Annotated in this window: 22 protein-coding genes and 1 pseudogene; 6 read left to right on the top strand and 17 right to left on the bottom strand. The window is 42.7% G+C overall.

Annotated features, from left to right (window positions below; all coding sequences use genetic code 11):
* Positions 1-254 precede the first annotated feature (254 nt).
* The 5 genes from MUO15_RS15250 to MUO15_RS15230 all read right to left on the bottom strand — a co-directional run bounded on the left by MUO15_RS15250 (position 255) and on the right by MUO15_RS15230 (position 6,135).
* Positions 255-548 (bottom strand): hypothetical protein, encoded by a 294-nt coding sequence (locus MUO15_RS15250; protein ID WP_245030448.1) that lies wholly within the window; start codon positions 546-548, stop codon positions 255-257.
* Positions 549-827: 279 nt separating this feature from the next.
* A complete protein-coding gene (locus tag MUO15_RS15245; protein WP_245030446.1) occupies positions 828-1,772 on the bottom strand; it encodes an ATP-grasp domain-containing protein in 945 nt (314 codons plus the stop codon).
* 238 nt (positions 1,773-2,010) lie between these two features.
* A complete protein-coding gene (locus MUO15_RS15240) occupies positions 2,011-2,433 on the bottom strand; it encodes a GNAT family N-acetyltransferase (protein WP_245030444.1) in 423 nt (140 codons plus the stop codon).
* Positions 2,434-2,605: 172 nt separating this feature from the next.
* Positions 2,606-4,426, bottom strand: coding sequence for an ABC transporter ATP-binding protein (locus MUO15_RS15235; protein WP_245030442.1), 1,821 nt, complete (start codon positions 4,424-4,426; stop codon positions 2,606-2,608).
* Positions 4,426-6,135, bottom strand: coding sequence for an ABC transporter ATP-binding protein (locus MUO15_RS15230; RefSeq protein WP_245030440.1), 1,710 nt, complete (start codon positions 6,133-6,135; stop codon positions 4,426-4,428). Before MUO15_RS15230 ends, MUO15_RS15235 begins: the two co-directional genes overlap by 1 nt.
* Before the next feature lie 596 nt (positions 6,136-6,731).
* Here MUO15_RS15230 and MUO15_RS15225 point away from each other — a divergent pair.
* Positions 6,732-6,914, top strand: a complete 183-nt coding sequence (locus tag MUO15_RS15225) for a hypothetical protein (RefSeq protein ID WP_245030438.1) — start codon at positions 6,732-6,734, stop codon at positions 6,912-6,914.
* A 22-nt stretch (positions 6,915-6,936) separates the two neighbouring features.
* Positions 6,937-7,275 carry a winged helix-turn-helix transcriptional regulator gene (locus MUO15_RS15220; RefSeq protein WP_245030432.1) on the top strand — a complete coding sequence of 113 codons (339 nt, stop codon included), beginning with the start codon at positions 6,937-6,939 and terminating at the stop codon, positions 7,273-7,275.
* A gap of 51 nt (positions 7,276-7,326) precedes the next feature.
* Here MUO15_RS15220 and MUO15_RS15215 read toward each other — a convergent pair whose 3' ends face one another.
* From MUO15_RS15215 to MUO15_RS15165, 12 genes and pseudogenes are all read right to left on the bottom strand, one after another.
* Positions 7,327-8,313 (bottom strand): Gfo/Idh/MocA family protein, encoded by a 987-nt coding sequence (locus MUO15_RS15215; RefSeq protein WP_245036051.1) that lies wholly within the window; start codon positions 8,311-8,313, stop codon positions 7,327-7,329.
* 262 nt (positions 8,314-8,575) lie between these two features.
* Positions 8,576-9,091, bottom strand: coding sequence for a GrpB family protein (locus MUO15_RS15210; protein WP_245030431.1), 516 nt, complete (start codon positions 9,089-9,091; stop codon positions 8,576-8,578).
* Positions 9,078-9,946, bottom strand: a pseudogene (locus MUO15_RS15205) (alpha/beta fold hydrolase). The gene MUO15_RS15210 and the pseudogene MUO15_RS15205 overlap by 14 nt, the downstream one beginning before the upstream one ends.
* 105 nt (positions 9,947-10,051) lie before the next feature.
* A complete protein-coding gene (locus MUO15_RS15200) occupies positions 10,052-10,762 on the bottom strand; it encodes an SGNH/GDSL hydrolase family protein (RefSeq protein WP_245030429.1) in 711 nt (236 codons plus the stop codon).
* A 162-nt stretch (positions 10,763-10,924) separates the two neighbouring features.
* Complete coding sequence (locus tag MUO15_RS15195; RefSeq protein WP_245030428.1) at positions 10,925-11,605, bottom strand: CAP domain-containing protein; 681 nt, start codon at positions 11,603-11,605, stop codon at positions 10,925-10,927.
* Between the two features lie 180 nt (positions 11,606-11,785).
* A complete protein-coding gene (locus MUO15_RS15190; protein ID WP_245030427.1) occupies positions 11,786-13,234 on the bottom strand; it encodes an aldehyde dehydrogenase family protein in 1,449 nt (482 codons plus the stop codon).
* Between the two features lie 14 nt (positions 13,235-13,248).
* Positions 13,249-14,301 (bottom strand): homoserine dehydrogenase, encoded by a 1,053-nt coding sequence (locus MUO15_RS15185; RefSeq protein ID WP_245036050.1) that lies wholly within the window; start codon positions 14,299-14,301, stop codon positions 13,249-13,251.
* A 12-nt stretch (positions 14,302-14,313) separates the two neighbouring features.
* Positions 14,314-14,568 (bottom strand): M20/M25/M40 family metallo-hydrolase, encoded by a 255-nt coding sequence (locus MUO15_RS21990; RefSeq protein WP_318036234.1) that lies wholly within the window; start codon positions 14,566-14,568, stop codon positions 14,314-14,316.
* Positions 14,569-14,612: 44 nt separating this feature from the next.
* Positions 14,613-15,494 carry a M20 metallopeptidase family protein gene (locus MUO15_RS15180; protein WP_318036165.1) on the bottom strand — a complete coding sequence of 294 codons (882 nt, stop codon included), beginning with the start codon at positions 15,492-15,494 and terminating at the stop codon, positions 14,613-14,615.
* A 16-nt stretch (positions 15,495-15,510) separates the two neighbouring features.
* Entirely contained in the window at positions 15,511-16,710 is a 1,200-nt protein-coding gene (locus tag MUO15_RS15175) for a cystathionine gamma-synthase family protein (RefSeq protein WP_245030426.1), read from the bottom strand.
* Positions 16,703-17,671 (bottom strand): cyclodeaminase, encoded by a 969-nt coding sequence (locus MUO15_RS15170; protein ID WP_245030424.1) that lies wholly within the window; start codon positions 17,669-17,671, stop codon positions 16,703-16,705. The genes MUO15_RS15175 and MUO15_RS15170 overlap by 8 nt, the downstream gene beginning before the upstream one ends.
* Positions 17,672-17,685: 14 nt before the next feature.
* Positions 17,686-18,897 (bottom strand): M24 family metallopeptidase, encoded by a 1,212-nt coding sequence (locus MUO15_RS15165; RefSeq protein ID WP_245030422.1) that lies wholly within the window; start codon positions 18,895-18,897, stop codon positions 17,686-17,688.
* A 603-nt stretch (positions 18,898-19,500) separates the two neighbouring features.
* Here MUO15_RS15165 and MUO15_RS15160 point away from each other — a divergent pair.
* From MUO15_RS15160 to qoxC, 4 genes are all read left to right on the top strand, one after another.
* On the top strand, positions 19,501-20,679 hold the full coding sequence (locus MUO15_RS15160) for an IS256 family transposase (RefSeq protein WP_245030420.1): 1,179 nt from the start codon (positions 19,501-19,503) through the stop codon (positions 20,677-20,679).
* A 608-nt stretch (positions 20,680-21,287) separates the two neighbouring features.
* Positions 21,288-22,202, top strand: a complete 915-nt coding sequence (gene qoxA / locus MUO15_RS15155) for a cytochrome aa3 quinol oxidase subunit II (RefSeq protein WP_245030418.1) — start codon at positions 21,288-21,290, stop codon at positions 22,200-22,202.
* A 23-nt stretch (positions 22,203-22,225) separates the two neighbouring features.
* Complete coding sequence (gene qoxB / locus MUO15_RS15150) at positions 22,226-24,160, top strand: cytochrome aa3 quinol oxidase subunit I (protein ID WP_245030416.1); 1,935 nt, start codon at positions 22,226-22,228, stop codon at positions 24,158-24,160.
* Between the two features lies 1 nt (position 24,161).
* A complete protein-coding gene (gene qoxC / locus MUO15_RS15145; RefSeq protein ID WP_245030414.1) occupies positions 24,162-24,767 on the top strand; it encodes a cytochrome aa3 quinol oxidase subunit III in 606 nt (201 codons plus the stop codon).
* Position 24,768 lies beyond the last annotated feature (1 nt).

Here is a 24,768-nt window from a genome sequence, read left to right as displayed (position 1 = left end):
CTTAATAAAGTTTTGTTTAGCTCCCATGATGGATACATTCTCTTTAATAATGGAAAGAGTCTTTCTATTTCATCCCCCACCTGGTTATCGTCCTCCCCAGGGAGACCCATTAATGAAACAAATGTGCTGCAGCTCCGAAAGTCGTGTTAACAGGTTCTTTCCACGTTTCCATCAATGAGTCTTGAAGCTGCCTGTTTAAACAAATCAGATAGTTTTAGCTCTTTAACAAAAGAGGCGCTATGTAGTTGCTCGGTTTAAAACTTGTCAATTTCAAACGTCCACAGCCCAAAATAAGTAAAATAGTGTAAGAAGTAAGCATAGTCTTTCAAAAGATCTTCTAGTCTATCCGTTTGACTAACTTTAATTGGATGATTGGCCGGATAGACTTCAAGAATATCAAATAAGAAGTCAATATCCTTTGGCGCTTTCTGCCTGTTTTTAGGAACAAGCTCTTTTAAAAGGTGGTATAAAAAATGTAAAATTGGAATATCTATTTGGGTTGGATTTTTCGGAATCTCATCGTCCACATCAGTTAGATCGGCATACATCGCAAGCAGGTCCTTTTCGGGGGAGATGCTGTCTGGCTTTCGTTAATTTAACTTGGTTCGTTTCCAAATAACTTAAGTATTCAAAGAAATTTTTGAGGATAGGTGCGGGTACCTCATATGTGTTCTTCATTAACTTTCCTGCCTTGACCAGGCTTGATACTATCAATATATTCATTCTGTCGAAAAAAGCAATGGCCCGACATAATGAGTCGGGCCATTGCTTTCTCTAAACAAATCTGTGGATCTAACATTTAGTCCACATTCCTTATAAGCAGAAAATTACACTTTTTGAAGAGAAGACAACTGCTGCCCTAAATATTTGGCAAGAGCAAGCATACCATAAACATCTGCTCTAGCCTCAGCATCAGAGTTATAATTCGTGTTCGTATTCACATCATACGTATAAAGTTGTCCGTCTTGATCCTGAATCGCTTCAATACCAGCAACTTGAATATTGTTTTCCTGCAAGAACTTCTCATATTGTTCAAGGATCGGAGGGTGGTAGTTATCTAAAATTTCAAATTTAGCCCCACCTGTTTCTTCTTCACCTGTTGGGCAATAAATGTCATCGATGGTGCATGCATCAGCCGGGCATAATTCGAAGCCTTCAGATGTATCTACTTTTACAGCATATAAAAATTCTCCGCCGACAAATTCATGACGTACAATATAAGGCTCTGGTGCTTCGATGTACTGCTGAACAAGTGTAATCCCATCGACGGGTTCGTCAAATGAATCCCCATATACATACTCTTTCAGTGCTTCGATGGAATGGAACAATTGAACACCTTGCCCTTTCCCTGCACGATTATGTTTAGTAATGAAGGGAACTAAGTCCAGCTTTTTGGCAGCGCTAATAATCTGATCTTTGCCAACAGATGCGATCGTTTTCGGTGGCGTAATGCCGGTCTCATTTAGGGCCATATATTGATTCACTTTACTTACTTCTAGCCGAAGCGCACGGCTTCCGTTTACAACCGTACGTCCGTGTCGCTCAAGCCAAGCAAGCACGGCTTCTGTAAATTCTGGGGCAAAACGGTGATCTCTTGTGTGTGAAGAGGCACTTATACGATTATAAAAAATGCCTTCTGGAGGCTCACTAGTTAAGTCGATGTTTCCTTGATCCAAGTGCCATACCTCAAATGGCAGCTTTAGTTCCTGTAGACGTTTTGTTAAATGATTTGTCCATTCGTCATTTTCGTGTAAAACATAAATTTTACTCATGGGATCAGACTCCTTTCTGATTGAGCTTCGAGTCATTCTCTTTGGTGTTGAGAGTAAGAAATCGTTTTTATATTAGAGTATCTATATTGAATATAACACATTATACCGACCCTTTTACCCTGTTATGCTCATACAATTTATTCTATTCAATAAAAAGAAAACGCTCCCTAAATTTCCCGCTCAATCTCAAAGAATATAACTCTTGATTAGGATCGGTATCATTTGATAGCTCTTCCCTTTAAAAAGGAAACCCGCTTGCTTCATAAAAAGGAAAGCCATAATGATTTCCCTTTAGCACCGAAACCCATTGTTCTGTAGCACCGTATCCTCGCTGAACCTCAGTTAGTATTTCTAGAAGCTTTGTTCCAATTCCACCATTTCTTTTCCCTGGATGGAGGTATAGGACGTACACCTCTGAAGTGATCTCATCGTGCATCCCCCCACCAATAGATCCCAACATTTCCCCACCTTGTTGAGCAACAAACCAACCGTTCCACTCACGGCCCACGTCAACAATTCCTTTAGCAATTCTCTCTTCTGTGTACCATTTACCAATCACCTCTTCTAAGTATTGATCTACATAACTTGAAGGAATGATATCGCGGGTAAGTAAACTCGTCCCCTGCAATGCAGGCTTGGGCAATCCCTCTTTCATCTCCATGATTAGCTCGTCGAATAATCATATTGATTCTCCCTCTCAACTTTTCACCCGTACAAAACCTAACTTAGCCGCGATATTTCCAAATTGGCCGCTAAAAATTGAATTTAGCCGCTATTTTCTCGATTTGTCCGTGAAAATCAAAAAATAGCTGCGAATTCTGCAAACGGGCGGGTTACATCAACCCCCGTCTCTCCATTTGCTGTGCCTCTACCAACTCTGCATAAAAACCCTCTTGCCCCAAAAGCTCACGGTGACTACCTTGTTCAACAATTTCACCGTGCTGCAACACTACGATCAAGTCAGCTGATCGAACCGTGTTCAGCCGGTGTGCGATGACGAAACTGGTGCGCCCCTTCATTAACTTAGTCAAAGCATCATTAATTTTCATTTCAGTCACTGTGTCGATGCTGCTTGTAGCCTCGTCCAAAATCAACAATGCTGGGTCAGCGAGCATGGCACGAGCAATCGAAAGTAATTGAAGCTGACCATGACTGACACCTTTTCCATCTGAATCGAGTACGGTGTCATAACCTTGGGGAAGCTTTACGATAAACTCATGAGCGTGAGCAGCTTTTGTTGCCTGTTCGACTTCGGAATCTGTAGCATCCAAACGGCCATAGCGTAGATTTTCGCGAATGGTTGTGTGAAACATGGTGGAATCTTGAAGCACCACTCCCATTTGGCGACGTAAACTGTCACGGCTGATCGTCTTCAGATCTTTTCCATCAATTAAAATCTGTCCGCCTTTTGTTTCATAAAAGCGCGAAAGGAGTGAGATGATCGTTGTCTTACCTGCACCTGTTGGACCGACTAAGGCTACGGTTTCGCCTGGATTGGCATGAAAATTAATGTTGGTCAGCGTATCTTGTTCGTCACCATAGGAAAAATCAACTGAGCGAAATTCGATTTCTCCAGTCATCGAAGCTATATCATCCGCTTCCTCCTCATCTTGCTTTTCTTCCGCTTCATCGATTATTTGGAAAACACGTTCTGCCCCGGCCACTGCTGATAGAATCATATTATACTGGTTGGCCAGATCATTCAGCGGGCGAGTAAACTGTCGGGAATAGGTTGTAAATGTTACGATGACACCTATTGAAATTGCTTCGCTTAAGGCAAGCAGTCCTCCCGCTCCAACAATAATCGCAAAGCTGACATTGTTCAGCATATTCATCAACTTAGGGATAAAACCAGAGTAGGTTTGGGCCCAATAACCTGACCGTCTCAAGGCTTCATTTTTCTCCTTAAAATCAGCAATCACATGGTCTTCACGTGAAAACATCGCGATAATTTTTTGACCTGAAAACATCTCCTCTACATAGCCATTCATGTCCCCAAGATGCTTCTGTTGGTCCTTGAAAAACTGCCCCGTCCTCTTTGTAATCCATTTCATTCCAAAGTACATGACAGGAACAATCGTAAGTGTCAGCAACGCAAGCAAGGGGCTGAGCCAGAACATAATCACAATTGTTCCTGAAATGGTAAGGATGCTCGTAACAAATTGAATGACAGCCACATTCAATGTACGGCTGACATTTTCCATGTCATTTGTTAACCGGCTCATCAATTCACCTTGTTGACGTTCTTGAAAAAATAAGATCGGCAGTCGCTGCAAATGGGAGAATAAATGCTTTCTCATGGCATAGACCGTATGTTGGGCAATGCCGATCATCCAGTAATTTTGCAACCATAAAAACAGCGAGTGAAATGAATAAACACCTAACAACAAAACAAGCATAACTATTAATGTGTCCGTGGTCGGACTAGCTATGACACGATCGACGGCTACACCAAGTAAAAAGGGGCCGAGCAATGAAAGGGCTGAGCTTACGAAAATAATCCCCAGCACAAGCATGAAAAGCTTTTTCTCACGGACCATATAGCCAAAAATCCGCTTTAGGGTCGCTTTCATCTCATCTACTTTAGGAGGCGCAGTACCGATGCCCTGGTGGCGTTGAACGGGTGTGCGCCCTTGTTTATCAGGACCAGCCATTACATCACTTCCTCCTGTTGAGATTGATATACTTGTTCGTAATAAGGGCTTTCGTGTAACAATGTCGAGTGACTGCCTTCAGCGATCAGTTTCCCATCATGAAGCAGCAAAATCTTATCTGCTGCTTTAAGTGAGCTAATTTTCTGAGCTACCATGAGAACGGTGCAATCTTGCTGATTTACTGAGTGCATGAGGCGCGCCTCCGTATGGGCATCAAGTGCACTTGTGCTGTCGTCCAAAATGAGGATCTTCGGATTTCGGACTAGTGCCCTTGCAATCGATAACCGCTGCTTTTGTCCACCTGAGAACGTAATGCCCTTCTGCCCAAGGCGGGTATCATAACCATTTGGCAGTTGGGCCACAAAGGAGTGAATTTGAGCTTGTTTGGCTGCTTCTGTAATTTCTCTCATAGTCGCATCCTCTTTGCCCCAGGCGATATTTTCTGCAATACTCCCTGAGAACAAATGGATTTCCTGCGGCACAAGACTAATCTGCCTGCGCAGATGTTTCACATCAAACTCGCTTATATCAATGTTATCAAGGAAAATCTGACCGGACGATTTGTCAAATAGCCTTGGAATAAGCTGAAGCAAGCTCGTTTTACCTGACCCCGTCTCTCCTAAAATACCAATCGTTTCCCCTGCTCTGGCTTGAAAACTAATATCCTCAAGTGTCTCACGCCCATCACGTGAAAAAGAAACATTTTGAAAGTGAATGTGACCCTTAAGCTCAGGTTTTACACCATTGATAACATGGAGAAAATCAGGTGTCTCTTCATCAAGGACCTCTGTAATCCGATTAGCCGAGGCACTTCCTCTTGAAAAAACCATAATTAAAAAGGAAAAGACAGAAAAGGTGAACATAATTCTAGTCGCATAATTAATAATTGCTACAATTTCCCCTGCCTGAGCATTTCCAAAGTTAAGTTGGGTAGCCCCCACCCATAGAACGATGAGAATGATGATATTCATCCCTAGCATAACAACAGGCATGGCTAACTCCATCAGCCAAAGCGCGCGTTTATTTTCCCCCATTAAAGAATGATTGACCTTGTGAAAGCGATCCTCCTCGTATTCACCGCGATTAAAGCCTTTGATTAAACGGATCCCCGTTAAATTCTCACGGATCACTGTATTGACGCTATCAAGTTTGTTTTGCACAAGCCTGAACAGCTTAACCCCTTTCGTCAACACCCAAAATAAAAAAGCACCGAGCAGTGGGACAGTTACAACTAGAATTAAAGCTAATTCAAAATGAATCGTAAAAGCCATCACCAGGGCAAAGATGATAAATAACGGTGCTCGCAACGCAATCCTCATCATCACGTGGACCAAATTTTGAATTTGAAGCACATCGCTCGTCATTCGCGTGACAAGACCGGGCGTAGAATGAACTTGAAAGTTAGTCGTTGTAAACTCCTGTACTTTTTTAAAAATATCACGCCTTATATCATATCCAACACCTTGACTGACTCTAGCAGCAAAAAATGAGTTGATCACGCCTGCAGCAAAGGCAAGTAAAGAGAATCCAACAAGTAGGCCTCCCCAAATCGAGACAACCGTATAATTCTCCTGTAAAATTCCCTCATCTATGATTTTTGCCATTACTAAGGGCTGCACGAGTTCAACAACCAATTCAATAAGCATTAAAAAGATGGCAATGATTGCGGACCTTTTATATGTAGATGCATACGAAAAAACCTTTTGCATAAGATGTCCTCCGATATGTCTGAAAGTTCCTATTATTATACAGGATAGAGAGAAAACTGAGAAATTGTTTACGGGTAACTATCCCCAACAAATATTCTATCCATAGGGTTGAACAAGTAAATAGTTGGGCAGTTACAATATTGTAAGTACTTGTGGTGATATGGAAAACGACATAAAATTATAAGGAGTGTTCAAAAAGTTGCCAAATTAGAAGGTCGACAAGATCGCCACGTCCTATGCATCGCAAGAAGATCGAGGCGGCATAGTTTTGAGCATCAAGGAAACTTTCTCCGAATCGACCTCGCACAAAGGAAAAGTGTCCTTCTTTTCCAATGAACGGACGTGCACGGTTTTAGTAGAAGTTCCACTGCTGCTTAATCTTAATGATATGTGAGTAGCGAGGCAACTTCAGAAAATATTCTTCTTCGCTGCCTTGCACCAAGGAATTTACTTCTTGAATAGGCGTAGGTAGACGCAGGTGCTCATGCTCTTCAAAAGCAAGCCAACGTAGAGACTCGCCTCTTTCATTTGGTGACTTTTTGAGCTCCCTCTATAATAGTAATGTTTTCCTATATCATGAGGAAGGTGAACCACAAATGAATAATGTTAAGCCCATTTTTCCAGTGACAGACGAATTTCTGGAATTAGTAGACTTGCTAAGCCAACACTCTGGTTCCACTGACAACCTAGTCATTCCTCAGATAATGACAGTGTTAAACCGGGTCTATGCCCAAGGAGTCACAGAAGGTTATCAAAAAGCGGTGAAGAGAAGAAAATAGAGAGTGAGATCGGGTGAATTAGGTGAAAGAAGTAGAAACAGGAATTGATATTACGCTGGAAGTTGTTTGCGGAAAATGGAAAGGCCTCATATTATGGAAGCTGCTTCATGAAGAGGCCGTTCGCTTTAATGAATTACGCCGCTCCATTGATGGGGATATTTCCTCACGCATCCTATCAAGAGAGCTCCACAAGCTTATTGAAGATGGGCTGATCGAACGCATTGATTACGAAACAATGCCCCCTAAGGTAGAATATCAGATTACTCCATACGGCCAAACCACCGCTTCATTCCTAGAAATTATGAAAAAAAGCGAGATGGCAGATATAATCAATGAGGAGGAAGTGGAACAAAAGGTTTAGTTATACGTGAACGAACGTCCTTTTATATAGGAATGTTCGTTTACATCTATTCTAGTTCTGATCGGCGGGATAACTAATCCCCATTTGCCTGCGCGCTTCCTGCAAAATTTGGGCGGTAATCAACGTGTTTTCATGAGAATTAACAGCGGACTGAGTCTTGCCTTCTTTAGCAAGGGCAATAAATTCTTGTAGCTCATAATACATTGGTGGGAGCTCTCCCTGATTAGCTAGGATTTCAGCGGTGCCATTATTAAATCGAATCTCAACATGTTTTGGTTCTGAAATGTTTGGGATGATCATGACACCTTCTTCTCCTTGGATTTCCGAAGGGGCATAAGAGTGATTAGTCTTCGAATGAGTCACCACAGCCTCCATCCCTTCATACTTAGCAAGAATGCTGCCTTGTCCATCCACACCTGATGCAAGTGGAACACCATTCGCTTTCAATGACCTAGGATTTCCGAAAAGTACAACCATCGGATACACCCCATACACACCTAGATCCATTAACGATCCATTGGAGAAAGCAGGATTAAATGCATTGAGTACTGTGCCCTCTCGGTATGCATCATAACGAGAGGAATACTTACAAAAGTTCCCCACATAGCGGCGCACCTTGCCGATTTTATGCAGGTGTTCTTGGATGCTTGCAAAAGCCGGCATCAATGTTGACTTAACAGCCTCCATAAGCAGGACGTTATTCTCTTTGGCTGCGTCCACCATTCGGGCTGCTTCACGCTGGTTGGACGCCATCGGTTTTTCACACAACACATGCTTGCCGTGTTTCATTACTGTAATAGCCTGTTCAGCGTGAAAGGAATTAGGACTGGCAATATAAATGGCATCCACTTCTTCACACTGGGCCATTTCTTCAACTGATGTAAAGGTTAGGTCTGCTCCATACTCCTTAGCAAACTGTTTCGCCTTTGCTTCAGTTCTGGAATAGACGGCCTTCAGCTCAAAGTCTGTCACATACTGTCCCGCCTCAATCATTAACTTTGTTATAGAATTGGTTCCAATTATGCCGAATCGAATCATACGTTCTTTCGCCCCTTTTCGTTTCTTACTATAGTATATCAATCAATCAGGCCCTCATCTTTTTTTATCTATCTCGCATGCTACTGTCCAATTAACCGCCAATAAATCCCGTTCAACTGCAGGAGTCCCACTATTATTCAAACACTGGTTGACTGCCTGTTCGAGGAACCGGCAATTAAAGGAAACGGTCAAGGAGAGGGCTGTGAGGGTGATTAAGATAAAGGTAATGGATTTAATTTTAGTCATCACTTCTCTCCTCTAATCACGATTTGCCGTACCATACAAGTGCTTTACGTTCGATCTCGTTCACAATTATATGCTTCCTCATTATGTAGGATTGTATATCATACGGAAAAAGCCGAGCCAAATCTTCTTTAATACCGCCATATCGCGCAGCTTCTTTAGGGTGGGTTCTCAAATAATCACGAAAAGCTAAATGCCGGTCTGCCTCAGGATTACCTTCCTGATAAATATGTACATGGTGCGTTCGCTGATGACCACCCTTTTCAAAATACCTTCGCCCAGAAAGTCCATTCTCTCCTTTTGCTACATAACCAATTTCCGCCATAGCTTGGTTGTAAGCATCAATGCTATAAATATCTTTACACACCGGCATGATATCAATGACAGGCTTGGCTTTTAATCCTTCAACAGCCGTGCTTCCAATATGATGGATACAGACAATTTCCCGACTAAGGACTTGATTTAGAAGGGCAGCTTCTTGCTTAAACTCAGAGGCCCACTGCGCCTTATAAGGAATGACTTCAATTTTTCGCATCATCTGCCTTCCTTATCTCAGTGGCAAATTGATTGACAGCCTGTTTAAATTTCGTTGGTTCCTCTAAAAATGGGTAATGATTACTATCTTCAAACACGACAAGCCTAGAACCGGGTATGTGCTCATTCATTTCCAGGGAATATTCTAATGGACACTGGACATCATGTTTTCCACATAAAATTAAAGTCGGTGTATCAACCAATTGCAATTTGCGGGTCACATCAAATATAGGCAGCTCCCTTACAAAATAATTCATGCGGACAGCAGACATTGTCTTATGGGAACGTCCATTAAATAGTTCTTCATACAGTTCGGGCCTATGTAGTGATAACTTCGTTCGTTCGATGGTCAATTCCTTTCGTCTGTTCTCGGATAAATCGCTGTGCTTTAATTTTTCTATAAGGCTTTGCATGAAAGCGAAGTTTGGATGATTCTCATTATAAATGCATTGGTCCGAAAAGGTCATGTACTCTCTTGCAGCCGCCCCTACAATTAACTGAAAGTATAAGTGTTCGGAAAAGTAAATGCTATATAGAACGCCAAGCATCCCCCGGTAGAATGTCCGGCAACCCCCCATTTTTTATAACCGAGCATGTCCCGAATAGCTTCTAAGTCTAAAACAGATTCAAACATACTTAAGTGATGGGGTTCTGCTGCTTTTGCCGAGCGGCCTGTTTCTCGTAAATTAACTAAGCAAACACGATGGTGATCTGTAAATACCTCGGCAAAATAGTCGCCTGAATCATTAAACTCTGAGTAGAGATGTGTGACACAAAGAGGCTGTCCCTTCCCTTTCATAAACACTTCAAACGTTCCACGGGACGTTTCAACTAAGCTTTCCTCCCACCCATTCATGTTAATACCCCCTTTTCGCAAAAAAGATCTTCACTATCTTATTTCGATCTTTTCAGTTAAAAACCTTCTTCGCACATTAAAAGCCTACACCTTCTGTGCAGGCTCTTAATCCTTTATATGCTTTAACCCTAATCTAGCTAATACGTTTTGTCCTTGTCTGGTGGGGTGAACATCACCTTTAATAATATATTCAGGGTGACCCCTAAATGACTGATAAGCGTTCACAAGCTTTACATTAGTAAAGTGACTTAAAAGTTCAATAAGTGAGCTATACTGCGTGTTAATGTAACTCAGTGGGGTGTCTAATTTGTCACCAGCTTCGGGATAGGGATTGTATATGTTATACACAAGTATTTCCCCCTGAGTCAGACGTTCGAGCTCGATTATGGTCGAATACACATTAAAAATTAGATCACGGACAACAAGAGCGACTTCTTCCATGTTAATGCCTTTAAGACCTTTATTTTCTTTCAGGAGGTTCAATAGGTCATTCCCACCTATATTAACAACAACATAATCCGCATCTTTAAGCGTACTGCGAAACTTGTCGTTGGAGCGAACGGCCGCAAGTAGTTCCGCGGAAGTCAGTCCTGGTACACCTAGGTTCGTTACCTCTAAATCGGCTTCATTACCTATGATGTAAGGAAATGCTCCCCCTGAGGGAAGAGTGTTATCTTTTGTTAAATTATAACCATAAGGAATTGAATCACCTATCGCTACAAGCTGCTCTGACTCGCGCGCATGAATTGGCTGTGGGGCAAGCAAACTTCCTATAAAGAATAGGCTAACGCACAAAAGGGTAGTAATTATTCTCAAAAAACAGTCACCCTTTCTTCACGGGTAAAAAGAGTTCTGTTATTAACCCGCTTACTGCTAAGTATTCCAGAAAAACGAGAAATTCAGTCATGTAAAGACCATCCTATATTTTCTTTTACATCCGAAAAAAAACAAGACGCCAGTAAGCAGGCGCCTTGTTGCTTATTTACCAATAAATAGTTGTGTCCAATATTGTCCGTCTTCTGTGTAACCAACACCTATTTCTGTTACACTCTCTTTCATAATGTTTTTACGATGGCTAGGACTTTCCAACCAACCTTTTACAACTTCGTCTGGAGTTTGTTGACCCACTGCAATATTTTCAGCAGCTGTTTTGTATTCAATCCCGAACTGTTTGAGCATTTGGAAAGGACTTCCGTATGTTGGTGAAGTATGCGAAAAGTAATCCTTCTTGGCCATGTCCCTTGATTTAGCTTGAGCGACTTTGACTAGCTCACCGTTTATTTCAAGCGGTTCAAGTCCTTCTTTTTTACGGGCCTGGTTCGTTAATTGGACAACTTGTTCGCGAAACGCACCTGTCACTTCATCGACCCGCTGACGGTTTGTACCTAAATGATCCCCGTCTGCTTCAAAAAGATCTTGATTTCGCGCTTCGGGATCCTCCATAGGAACGTGAGGATTTCTCCCTTCTGAAGGAATGTTGGCTTCAAACCGATTCTGTCCTGGTCCCACTCCTATTTCCTCTCGTTGTTCTGGTCCGTAATCTACAAGATTGTAGTTATACGATTCTCGCTCAACAGCTTCTTTATCATTTCCCCCACATGCTGTCAGAACGACAGTCATAAGTACTGTGAAAAATACTAATAATAAATCCTTTTTCATCTTGTATCCTCCTTAAGGAATTGATCATCATTACTATTTGCAACGATGAAAAATTTATCCTTGAAACATGGGGAGGATCACAGTACTCTTACTGAAATGAAATAGTAAATACCAGTCACTTTAAAATGATCCTAAAATAATTGAATCCCTGATGCATGATCGCATCAGGGTTTACAAATACTAAAGCATATTCTCTTGCAGCCGGAAGCAAACAACTTTAGATTCAGTCATCGACTCCATCGCATAACGAACTCCTTCACGACCGACTCCCGAGCCTTTGGTCCCGCCGAATGGCATGGCATCAATTCGGTAATCACTGCTGTCATTAATCATAACGCCGCCAACATTCATATGTTTTATTGTGTAAAAAGCATGATGAATGTTGCTTGTGAAAATACCCGCTTGCAAACCGTAGTCCACATCGTTTGCCTGCTCGACAGCTTGACTCAAATCCTCAACAGGTTGAATCAATACAACAGGACCGAAAATTTCTTCTTTCGCGATTTTAGCTGTCGCGGGGACATTTGTTAAAACAGTTGGATAGTAATAAACACCTTGCCGTTTACCGCCTACCTCAATTTTAGCTCCGTCAGTGACTGCTTCGTTCACCCATGCTTCCACACGCTCAGCTTCACGTTGCTCGATCATTGGGCCGACATCTGTCAGTTCATCCATTTTGTCTCCAACTATTAGTTCAGCGGTTCGATTAACGAACGTGTCCAGAAATGTAGAATAGATCTCTCTTTCCACATAAATTCGCTGTACTCCAATACAATTTTGGCCAACTGCCGAAAATGCCCCAGATACTGAGGACTGGACGGCATCGTGAAGATCAGCATCCTTCAAGACAATAACCGGGGAATTGGAACCAAGCTCCATGCTGATTTTTTTCGCACCGGCTTTTTGAGTGATTTTCTCTCCAGCGTTTGGCCCGCCAGTAAAAGAAATCATTTTTACAGATGAATGTGTGACGAGTGTATCCCCAAGCTCACGCCCCGATCCTGTGACTACCGATAAAAACCCTTCCGGAAGCCCTGATTCTACAAAAGCCTCTGCCAATTTCAGGGCACTTAGCGGTGTAACGGAAGCCGGTTTGACAACAATGGCATTACCCGAGGCAATTGCAGGTCCGATTTTGTGTGCCACAAGATTCAAGGGATCATTAAATGGTGTGATCGCCCCAATCACACCAACAGGGAAACGATACTGATAGCCAATACGATTTTCGCTTCCTTCACTTTGGTCAAAATTTATAGTTTCACCATTCATTCTCCGTGCTTCTTCAGCACTGATTTGAATCGTTTGTGTGGTCCGCTTTACTTCACCCCGTGCCTCATTAATGGTTTTACTTCCTTCAGAAGCTATTAATTGAGCAAATTCCTCAGCATGTTCCTTTATATAATTTGCGACTCTGTTCAAAATCGCAATTCGCTCATGCGTTGGCCATACTTGGGTGTTCCTGTACGTTCGTTCAGCCTCTTCAATCGCGAATGTCATATCTTGTTTTGATGCGAGAGGAACGCGGGCGATCACTTCATTATCTTGAGGGTCGCGCACTTCGAACGTTTCTTCGGCACTAACCCACTTTCCGCCAATCAACATCTTCATCGCCTTTATTTTTGTATGCACTGGGGTCCCCTCCTTTATATTTTAGCCAGCTGTTTCTCCTTCTGATAATGAATGAGGTCAATCAGCAGTGAAAAGCCAGTTTCTTTTAACCCTGCACCTGCTCCAGTCAGCATAATTGGCCCAGCAAGATCACATTCATAGACGATTGCGTTTGTGGCTCCCATAACTCCTGCAAGCGGATCATCTGCATCAATTCGCTCCGGCTTCACACTTGCCTTAATTATTCCTTGTTCATTTTTAACGCGAGCAAGTAAGCGTAATTTCTTACCATCAAGCAGGGCCTCTTGCACTTGTTCAGACGTCACTTCACTGATCCCTTCACACTCAATCTCGGTATGAGAAAGAGGTTCCCCCATTAAATAGTTAGCTAAAATTGCTGCTTTGTACCGAGCATCATATCCTTCAACATCACTAGTAGGATCTGCCTCAGCGTAGCCAAGCTTCTGTGCCTTTTCTAGAGAATCTTGGTAGGAATACCCTTTCTCCATTTCTGTCAAAATGTAATTCGTTGTTCCATTAAGAATCCCCTTTATCTCTTTAATTTGATTGCCTGCAAGTGTTTCAACAGGCATCCTTAGGGCAGGGGTACCGCTCATTACCGTTCCTTCAAATCCAAAGAAAACTCCTTGACTTTTCGCCAACTCAGCTAGTTCACGATAGGCTAAAGCGACTGGTCCTTTATTCGTTGTCACTACACTTTTTTTATTTTCAAAAGCAGTCCGACAATGTGTAATCGCCGGTTCCCCTGTATTTACATCCGTAAAGGTTACCTCAACAATCACATCTGCATTGGAATGGGCAATCGTATCCAAGCTGTTCCACCCTCTTTTCATCCGTGATCCTCCTGAAAGGTTCTCAACTGATCCATCTTCACGAACCGCTTCAAGCAATTTTTCCACATCCAACCCATCTGGATCATATACCGAACCTTTCATCATATCAGCAACAGCTACAACTTTTGCATCAAGGCCGTACGAATCATTCAAGCTATCTTTTCGCTGAAGCAAAATTTCAGCAAGAGCCTGCCCGACGCCCCCAAATCCAACAAATGCTATATTTACCATTATGCTTTCCCTCCTTTACACTTCCAGAAGCTGATACACACTTTTTATAAAAATCGCTACTCCATCTGACAGAGCCTTTTCATCAATATCAAAAAGAGGGTGGTGCAAGCTTCGTTCCTCCTCAAGCCCGCACCCTAGGAAAAACATCGCTCCAGGGATGCGGGCTGTCATATGGCTGAAATCTTCACTGCCCATCCCGAAAGGTTCATTAATAATCTTCATTCCGGCAGCTGCACTCCGAATTACGTTATTGACTGCAGGGTCGTTCAGAAGGGCTGGTTCCCCGTGATTTACTGTTAACTCAAAGTCCCCACCTAAAGCCGTAACGACTCGAGCGGCCCCCCAATCTCTTTAATGAGAAGTTCTCGAACTTCATTCTTGTATGATCGAACGGTTCCTTGAATCTCAACTAAACCCGGAATGACATTATTCGCTTCTCCAGCATGAATTTGCCCGACACTAATCGTGCCAACCTCAAGAGGATCTACCCTGCGTCCATTTAAGCTATACAACGCCTGCAATAGATACGTGGACATCCATACCGGATCATTTGTATGATGTGGGTAACCTCCATGTCCGCCGTTGCCTTTTATAATCAAATGAAAATCATCATTATTAGCCATACTTGGTCCATCATTAACCTGAATTTCGCCTGACTTAAGCCAAGGACACACATGCAATGCAAATACCGCTTCGACGTCGTCAAGGGCACCAGATTCGAGCATCTTCATTGCTCCCGTCTCCCCAAGCACATCACAATTTTCTTCAGCCGGCTGAAAGATTAACTTCACTGTTCCTTTAAAGAGTCCATTCTTCGCATCTTCAGCCAGCAGCTTTGCTGCACCCAAAAGAATAGCGATGTGGGCGTCGTGTCCACAAGCATGCATCACCCCAGGATGTTTGGAGCTGTACGAGAGTTCCGTCTGCTCATAAATCGGCAGAGCATCCATATCGGCCCGCAGACCAATCACAGGTCTTTCTTCCCCTGACGTAAGAGTAGCCACAACACCATATCCTCCAACTTTTGTCTCGATCGTATAAACATCAAACGAACGGAGGATTTGCACAATGGTCTCACTCGTTGCCTTTTCCTGAAAACTAAGTTCAGGGAATTGGTGGAAATGCCGTCTCCATTTAATGATTTCTGGAAGTATTTCTACAGAACGTTCAACTAAGTCCGTAGTTTTGGTTGTCACAGGAAACCCCCCTCCCTTAGTTCTTGATCAAAAGATCAGCTGGCAGTGCTTTAAAAGCTTGCTCCAAGTCCTTCCTCAAGTCGTCAATATCTTCTATCCCAGCTGAATAACGAATCAAACCTTCAGGAATTCCCATTGCTGCACGTTCTTCAGGAGTACATTCCACATGACTCGTCGTTCTGGATGGTCCAACTACCGTTTCCACTGAACCTAGATTCGCCGCCCGATTGGCATACTGCAGTTTTGGCAGCAGCTGACGAACGGTTTCCACACCACCTTTAACAGAAAAGCTAAGCATCCCACCAAAGCCTTTCATTTGTTCTTTAGCAATATCATGGTTTGGATGACTCTCAAGTCCAGGGTAAAATACGTCATCAACAAGTTCTATTCCTTGGAGAAACTCTGCAATTTCCTGGGCATTTTTATTTTGCTGATCGATGCGCAGCTTCAGTGTTTTCATGCCGCGAAGAAGCAAGTAAGCTGCCATCGGATCAAGGGTGGCACCATTAATTTCACGATAGTGATAGATCGCTTCAACAAGTTCTTTGCTTCCACAAACAGACCCGCCAAGTGCATCAGCATGGCCACCAAGGAACTTCGTGGCACTATGAATTACTAAATCGGCACCAAGTTCAAGTGGGTTCTGGTTGACAGGAGTGGCAAACGTATTATCAACGACTACGATAGCTCCGGCAGCTTTCCCAGCCTTAGCCATTCGCTTAATATCGGTTATTTTTACGGTTGGGTTTGTTGGACTTTCCAAATAAAGCACTTTACAACCTCTCTCAATTTCTTGTTCAATCGCCTCATGGTCACCTGTATCGCAAAGCACGACATCTACTTGCTGTTTGGGAAGAAATTCCGTGAAAATTTTATTTGTCCCGCCATACGTATCTTTAATTGATACGATGCGGTCGCCTGGAAATAGCAAGGTCCCAAGGGTGTTACTGATTGCAGCCATGCCTGTCGAGAAGCTTGTTGCTGCCTCTGCTCCTTCCAGGATGCGGATCTTCTCTTCAAAAGCTTGAACAGTTGGGTTCGTATTACGTCCATATATGTGGCCTGGCTTGTTGCCAATTGCCACTTCGTACCATTCATCCATATCGTCATAACCAAACGATACACTATGAACGACTGGAACTTGCGTAGCGCCAAAGGCAAGTGAGTCTCTCTCCCCAGCCCAGATTGATTTTGTGCTAAATTTAGCTTCACTCATTATCATCATCCTCCTTAAAGTTTAATTGTTGATAGGCATAGCGAGCGATTTGCGTGTCTTGCACCCCTGTTCCTGTCAGATCGCAAACAGTGATTTGGTTATAACCTGTTCTCCCAGGCTTTTGACCGCTCGTTATTTCTCCTAATTCATGTACTTGATTAATTATTTCACTGTTTAAACACGATCTTAGCTCGCCAAGTATGAGCGACTGCTCCTTTACATCACAAACGACTAAGTCCGCCTTTTCGAGTACATTAGTTTCAAGCTCCTGCTTGTGCTCCGCATCTGAACCCATGGCGGTAATATGCTGGCCTTCGCTGAGCCACTCAGCCATAAGGACCGGCTCTGTTGCCGGGGTGGCTGTAATAATAATGTCGCTGTTGCAGACGGCTTCGTACGGCGTACCTTTAATGTCAACGCTCACGTTTAACGACTTTTCAATAAATGATTTATATTGTTCTGCTTTTTCACGACTTCGTCCGTATACTTGAACTTGCTCAATGGGCCGGACGTGTGTAAGGGCTTGTAGTTGATATCTGGATTGTGATCCTGTCCCGATGATGCCAACTGTCCGGCTGTCTTCCCGACTGAGATGCTTAGCAGCTACGGCCCCTGCGGCAGCTGTGCGAATATCTGTGAGCAATCCGTTGTCTGCGAGGATAGCTTGCGGTTCGCCGGTCGTTGTACTAATGAGGATCATCATGCCATTTCCACTGGGAAGCCCTAGTTTTGCATTGTTGAAAAATCCAGACGAAAGTTTAACGGCAAAACTGTCATACCCTTCAATATAGGCAGATTTAATATCAACTTCGCCATTGTTAGCAGGGATGTCAATCCGCATAATCGGTGGCATCGTAACCTTTTTTGTTTCAAGTGATGTGAATGCGCTTTCAATGCTATCGATGACAGTAGTGTTTAATCGGACTGCGTGTTGAATTTCATCTTTTGTATAGAGACGCATGCTTCCCACACCTCCTAGCTGATTTGACCGTTTGAGCTAATGTTGAATGGGTCGTTTCTAACAATCAATTCCTGCGGATAGGTCGTAAACCGTTCACTTCCTGTCTCTGTCACCCGGAATGTTTCGCTAATTTCAATGCCATCGGAATCGAACCAAAGAGCTGGTATCAAATGAAAAGTCATATTTGGCTGTAGAACAGTTGTGTCACCTTTACGAATGCTTGCTGTATGCTCTCCCCAATCTGGAGGGTAATTCAACCCCACCGAATAACCAAGGCGAGATTCCTTCTCAAAACCGTACTTTTGAATACTTTTACTCCATACTTCTTCTAAATCACTACAAGTCACACCCGGCTTTGCGGCTTGAAGCACATTTTGAATGCCTTCCGTGACTACGGAGGAGAGGTTGTTGAGTCTTTCACTCGGTTGACCTATTGAAACGGTTCGTGCCAGCGGAACATGATATCGTTTATAACAACCTGCCAGCTCTACAATGACAGCACTGCCTTCAACGAACGGTCTATCTGTCCATGTGAGATGGGGAATCGATGTATTCTCCCCTGTCGGCAGTAGTGGTACAATGGCTGGATAATCACCACCGAATTCCGAGGTACCGCGAACCATGTGGTAGTAGATCTCTGCGGCCGTATCACATTCCCGGCCACCTGCACGGATACTCTCAGCCCCTTTGGTCATTGCCAAGTCTGCAATTGTAGCGGCCCGCTTCATATATTCAATTTCTTGATCCGATTTAACAATCCGAACCCCATTGACAAGTACTGAAGCATCATGAAACTTTGCGTTAGGCATTCCCCGTTTCAGGCGATCAAGAGCCATTGCTGTGAAATAATAATGATCCATCTCAACACCGATGTCACGAGTGCCCTGACCAATTTGCGTCAAAATTTCAGAAATAAAGTCCATTGGGTGATAGACACTTGAGTGCACATAGTAATCAGGATAAGAAATAATGTTCTCATCATAGATCCACGTCTTAACCCTGGCACCATTTGCATCTTGAAAGCGCCCAATCCATATCGGCTGCGGTTCATCAATCATAATCACAAGCATCTGATGCACGTAAAATGACCACGCATCATAACCGGATAAATAATTCATATTTGCAGGATCCGTAATTAATAACACTTCAATTCCCTTATCAGCCATACGTTCCTTCGTCTTCTTCAGACGACTTTGATACTCTAAAATATCAAATGGAAGCACCATATTTTTCCCTCCCGTCATTATCTGAATAGTTAAATTACTATTACATCCATTGTATTCACTAGACTCTTTTAATGTAATGTAAAAAATGTATGAAGTTTTAAAGATAAATTTTGTACAATTTAGGAATCCGGCTCTGGTGATGGTGTGATTGTACAGTTTTCATAAAAAAATTGTATGATTCGGCAAAAGAAAGATTATCAGAAGAGAGAATGAAACGAGTTTAAATGGAGCAGGTATTTTTGCCCGTATGATTCACATGCTTTGGCGGTTTGTGAACTGGAAGTAATCTAAAGAGGTAACATTATCACTGATTGAATACAATCTAGGGCATGGCATACAACGTTTGACCATGTTGATATATAGAAGCTTGCGTGTGAAGAATTATTTGGCGAGGCATTAAATTTGGAGCAGTCATTGCGGGGAAAAATGGGAAGGTTATGAGTTTGTTGAGATAATGGTATAAAATAAGACTAGTAAATAGGAAGTGATCAGAGAGTGTAAAATATTTTGTGTAAATAGAATTCTTTCCAAATAGAAAAAGGAAGACCTTTTCTTGTAGAATTAAGTCACCACAACCAATCCAAAGAAAAGAGGTCTTCCCTTATGGATCATTTTACATCAGATATTATACAAGCTCTAGTGAAAAAAGAGGATATTTCGGAAATCTTTCGCAGCCACCTGGAAAGCGCGGTGAATACGCTGCTTCAAACGGAATTGACAGCCTTCTTAGACTACGAAAAGTATGATCGTCTAGGCTTTCATACCGGAAACTCTCGCAACGGCTCTTATTCCCGTACCTTAAAAACCGAGTATGGTGAGCTTGAGATCTCCATCCCTCGTGATCGAAATCGAGAGTTCAAACAACAAACAGTGGCTCCTTATAAGCGCACCAACGATACCCTGGAGTCCTTCGTCATACATATGTTCCAAAAGGGTGTCACCATGTCCGAAGTATCCAATTTGATTGAACGAATGTATGGCCACCATTATACGCCCCAAACGATTTCAAACATGACCAAAGCGATCGGCGAAGAAGTAGAAGCATTTCGCCAACGAACTTTATCCAAGCGTTACGTATGCGTTTATTTAGATGCGACCTTTCTTCCCGTCAAGCGAGATACCGTATCCAAGGAAGCTGTCTATATTGCCGTTGGAATTCGGGAAGACGGATCTAAAGAGGTGCTCGCTTACACGATTGCTCCAACCGAATCTGCGTACGTTTGGAAAGAGTTAATTGAGGATATTCAAGCTCGTGGTGTTGAGGAGGTGCTCCTTTTTATTTCGGATGGATTAAAAGGGATCAAAGAAAGCATTTATTCGGTGTTCCCCAAGGCCAAGTACCAAACCTGTTTCGTCCATGTTTCCCGTAATATCGCCCATAAAGTCCGTGTTTCAGATCGAAAAGAAATATGTGAAGACCTGAAGACCCTTTACCGTGCGGATAATAAAGAGAAAGCTGAGGAAGCGATGGAAGCATTTATAGAGAAGTGGAAGAAATCATATGCGAAGGTCACTCAATCCCTTAGCGATAACCAGGATCTTTTCACGTTTTATGACTTCCCCAAGTCCATTCGAAAGAGTATCTACTCCACCAATTTAATCGAGTCCTTCACTAAGAAGATCAAGAAATACAGCAAGCGCAAAGAGCAGTTCCCCAATGAAGAATCACTGGACCGATTTCTCGTCACTCAGTTCGAAGAATACAACCAGCGTTTCGCAACACGTTGCCACATTGGTTTTGATCAAGCAAGGTCTGAAATAGCAGAAATGTTTAACGAGTAACAGCAGCTACAAGAAGAGGTATATGGTTATTTACACAAAATTATTGACAGTCCCAGTGATCAGTTTCAATCTATACTCTTGCTTAAATTGTGGAGAAACCATTTTAACTAGAATTAAAATTGTGGATGGATTAGAAAAATGAAATAACATTAGGAAGCACAATGTACAAAGAATTCATTTCACCAATAGACACTCTTCTATTATGGGAGGAAGTGTCTTCTTTATTTTACAAGAAGCAATAAAATCAATAGATCTATACATACACACCGAAACATTTAAAAATTAAACGCTGATGCAAACCTAAAGGTGCAAGCGAAGCAGACACTGAATAACATAAGGCTTTACAGTCAACCCTTCAAGTAACATATTAAATCCGAATAAAAGGTCTAAACAGACAACCGATACTCAAAGTGTTTCTAAAGTTTGAATAATTTGTGTCAAGATTTTATAAAAAAAGTGATTTTTATATGACAATTCATTCAAGAATGTCTAGGTTTCAAGTTTATTTGCTATACTACCCCTAGTCATTTATGAACAAAACATAAAACTCTTTAAAAATAAGATGTGAGAAGGAGTGTATTGCCCAAGTGGAACACAGGAAACGACATATGAAGAAATGGCTGACATTGTTGCCGCTCAGCCTTGTTTTATTGTTAAGCGGCTGTGGTGAAATCACCGTACTTGATCCGAAAGGCCCTGTCGCCGAAAGTCAGAAAGAACTAATCATCTATTCTATCGTGTTCATGCTGGTCATTGTTTTGGTTGTCTTTGTCTTATTCACGTACATGGTCGTAAGATTCCGGGACCGGCCGGGACGAGGGAACAAGGACTATGCCCCTGACATTCACGGGAACACCCCTATAGAGATTGTTTGGACAGTAATTCCAATTATCATTGTCACTGCTCTATCTGTACCGACAGTGCAAACCATATATGAATTGGAAAAACCACCAGCCTCGACGAGTGATGAAGAACCGCTTGTCATTTACGCAACATCTGCAGATTGGAAATGGTTCTTCAGCTATCCAGAACAAGGGATCGAAACAGTGAATTATTTGCACATTCCGACTGACCGAGCGATTGAATTCCGTTTATCGTCAGCTGATTCGATGGCAGCACTTTGGATCCCAGCTCTTGGTGGCCAAAAGTACAATATGGCCGGGATGCAAAACACCCTCTATCTGCAGGCCGATGAACCTGGAGTCTATGATGGCCGTAATTCCAACTTTAATGGAGAGGGCTTTACTAGACAGACATTTGAGGTCTATGCCGAAAGTGACGAGGAATTCGCTAATTGGGTAGAAGAAACACAAAGCGAAGCGCCAAAACTGACGCAAGATCAATATAATGCCTTACTTAAGCCAGGATTGTTAGATGAAATGGCTTTCTCATCAACTCATTTGCAGTGGGTTAAACATGGTACGCTTCCTGGGATGGATTATGCTATTAAGCGACATCGCGAGGCCTACGGAAAAACACTGCATTTGAAAAATGGCGAGGAAGAAGATACGCATGAAGAGTGATCAAAGAAAGCAGGTGAAACATAATGCAACTAGATGAGTTTTTTGTCACAGGTGAACCGCTTATTTATGCAGGGATGGTTTCCATCGCGCTCGTAACAGCGGCTACCATCTTTATCCTAACCTACTTTAAAAAGTGGGGTTGGCTGTGGCGTGAATGGTTGACCACCGTTGACCATAAAAAAATTGGAATCATGTATTTACTGAGTGCTCTTGCCATGCTGTTCCGTGGTGGTGTAGATGCACTGATGATGAGAACACAATTGGCTTTTCCAGACATGAATTTTCTAAATTCACAACACTATAATGAGATTTTCACAACCCACGGTACCGTTATGATCATCTTCATGGCCATGCCATTTTTAATCGGGCTAATGAACGTGATCGTACCGTTACAAATTGGTGCCCGAGACGTTGCTTTTCCATATTTAAACGCACTGAGTTTCTGGTCGTTTCTTTTTGGTGCCATGTTATTTAATATTTCGTTTGTTATCGGCGGGTCACCTGATGCGGGTTGGACCAGTTATACACCCCTCGCCGGTGCCGCGATGAGTCCCGGCCCTGGCCAGAACTTTTATTTACTAGGTTTGCAACTTTCAGGAATAGGAACATTGGCTACAGGTGTTAACTTTATGGTCACGATTATTAAAATGCGTGCTCCAGGCATGAAAATGTTTAGAATGCCGATTTTCACTTGGTCAACCCTAGTCACGTCCTTTATCATTGTCTTTGCCTTCCCTATTTTGACAGTTGCTTTAGCATTGATGACGATCGACAGAATTTTCGGTTCCCAATTCTTCACCTTGACAGGGGAAGGCTTGCCGATGATGTGGGCAAACTTATTCTGGATGTGGGGACACCCGGAAGTATATATTGTTATCCTACCGGCATTTGGTATCTTTTCAGAGATTATTGCCACATTCGCCCGCAAACAGCTGTTCGGTTATAAAGCTATGGTGTGGTCAATGATTTTGATTGCAGGATTAAGCTTTCTCGTATGGGTACACCACTTCTTTACAATGGGTGCCGGAGCGTTCGTTAACTCTGTATTCTCTATTTCTACTATGCTAATTGCTGTTCCAACCGGTGTGAAAATATTCAACTGGTTAGCTACATTATATAAATCTAAAATTCAATTTACCGTAGCGAATTTATGGGCACTCGCCTTTATCCCGAGTTTCGTTATCGGCGGCGTTACTGGTGTCATGCTAGGCATGGCCGCAGCAGACTATCAATTTCACAATTCTTATTTCTTAGTCGCTCACTTCCATTACGTTCTTATTGCCGGTACAGTATTTGCCTGTTTTGCAGGCCTTGTCTATTGGTACCCGAAGATGTTTGGACACAAGCTCAATGAGAAGATCGGTAAATTAAGCTTCTGGTTCTTTCTCATCGGCTTCCATGTTTGCTTCTTCCCGCAATATTTCGTGGGCTTAGATGGTATGCCGCGTCGGGTTTTCACAATCATCCCAGAATGGATGCCGCTTAACGTCATTTCTACTGTAGGTGCGTTCGGCATGGGGATTGGCTTTGTTATCTTCGTTTACAACATTTACTACAGTTTCCGTTACAGCGAACGTGAACAAACTGGCGATTCCTGGGATGGCAGAACACTTGAATGGGCCACTCCAACACCAGTACCTTTTTACAACTTCGCGACGGTTCCACACATTGAGGACCATGACGCCTTTTTAGATATGAAGAAAAAAGGCAAAACAACGTTTGAAGAGGATAAACTTGAACCGATTCATATGCCAAGTAATACAGGACATCCGTTCATCATGATGGGTATCATGTTTATCGCTAGTTTTGGTCTTGTCTTCGAGTGGTTGTGGATGGCTATCGCTGGTCTAATCGGTGTTCTAATAATGATGGGAATCCGGTCATTTGATTATGATGATGGATTTCATGTTGAAGTAGACGAAATTAAGCGTACTGAACGCTCGGCAAGGGGGTTATAACATGAGTTCACATGAACTAAAATCCGGTCCGTTAGAATATCGCACGGAACAAGGGCAGATGAACATTCTCGGTTTTTGGATTTTCCTCGGTGCAGAAATTGTGCTGTTTGCCACACTCTTTGCTACCTATGCTGTCTTGTTCGGACGGACAGCTGATGCACCATTACCAGGGGAGCTGTTTGAACCAGGGATCGTGCTCATTATGACGTTTATGTTGCTCACAAGCTCCTTTACATGTGGTATTGCTATTCATGAAATGCGAAGGGGTTCCGTAAAAGGACTGACAACCTGGCTGATTATTACATTGCTCCTTGGCCTTGGGTTCCTTGGTTTTGAAATATATGAGTTCATTCATTATGCCCATGAAGGGGCTACATTACAATCGAGTGCCTTCTGGTCAAGCTTCTTCGTGCTGGCAGGTACACACGGCTTGCACGTGACGCTCGGAATTGGTTGGGCCATCCTTTTGTTATTACAACTTGCGAAACGTGGTCTGACTCCTGTTACCAGTCGAAAAGTCTTCATTATCAGCCTATATTGGCACTTCCTTGACGTCGTCTGGATCTTCATCTTTACAAGCGTTTATTTAATCGGGATGGTGGTTTAAC

Source organism: Halobacillus amylolyticus, assembly GCF_022921115.1.
GTDB lineage: Bacteria > Bacillota > Bacilli > Bacillales > Halobacillaceae > Halobacillus_A > Halobacillus_A amylolyticus.
The sequence above is the reverse complement of the archived record's forward strand: the minus strand, read 5'-3'. Positions and strand labels throughout refer to the sequence as shown.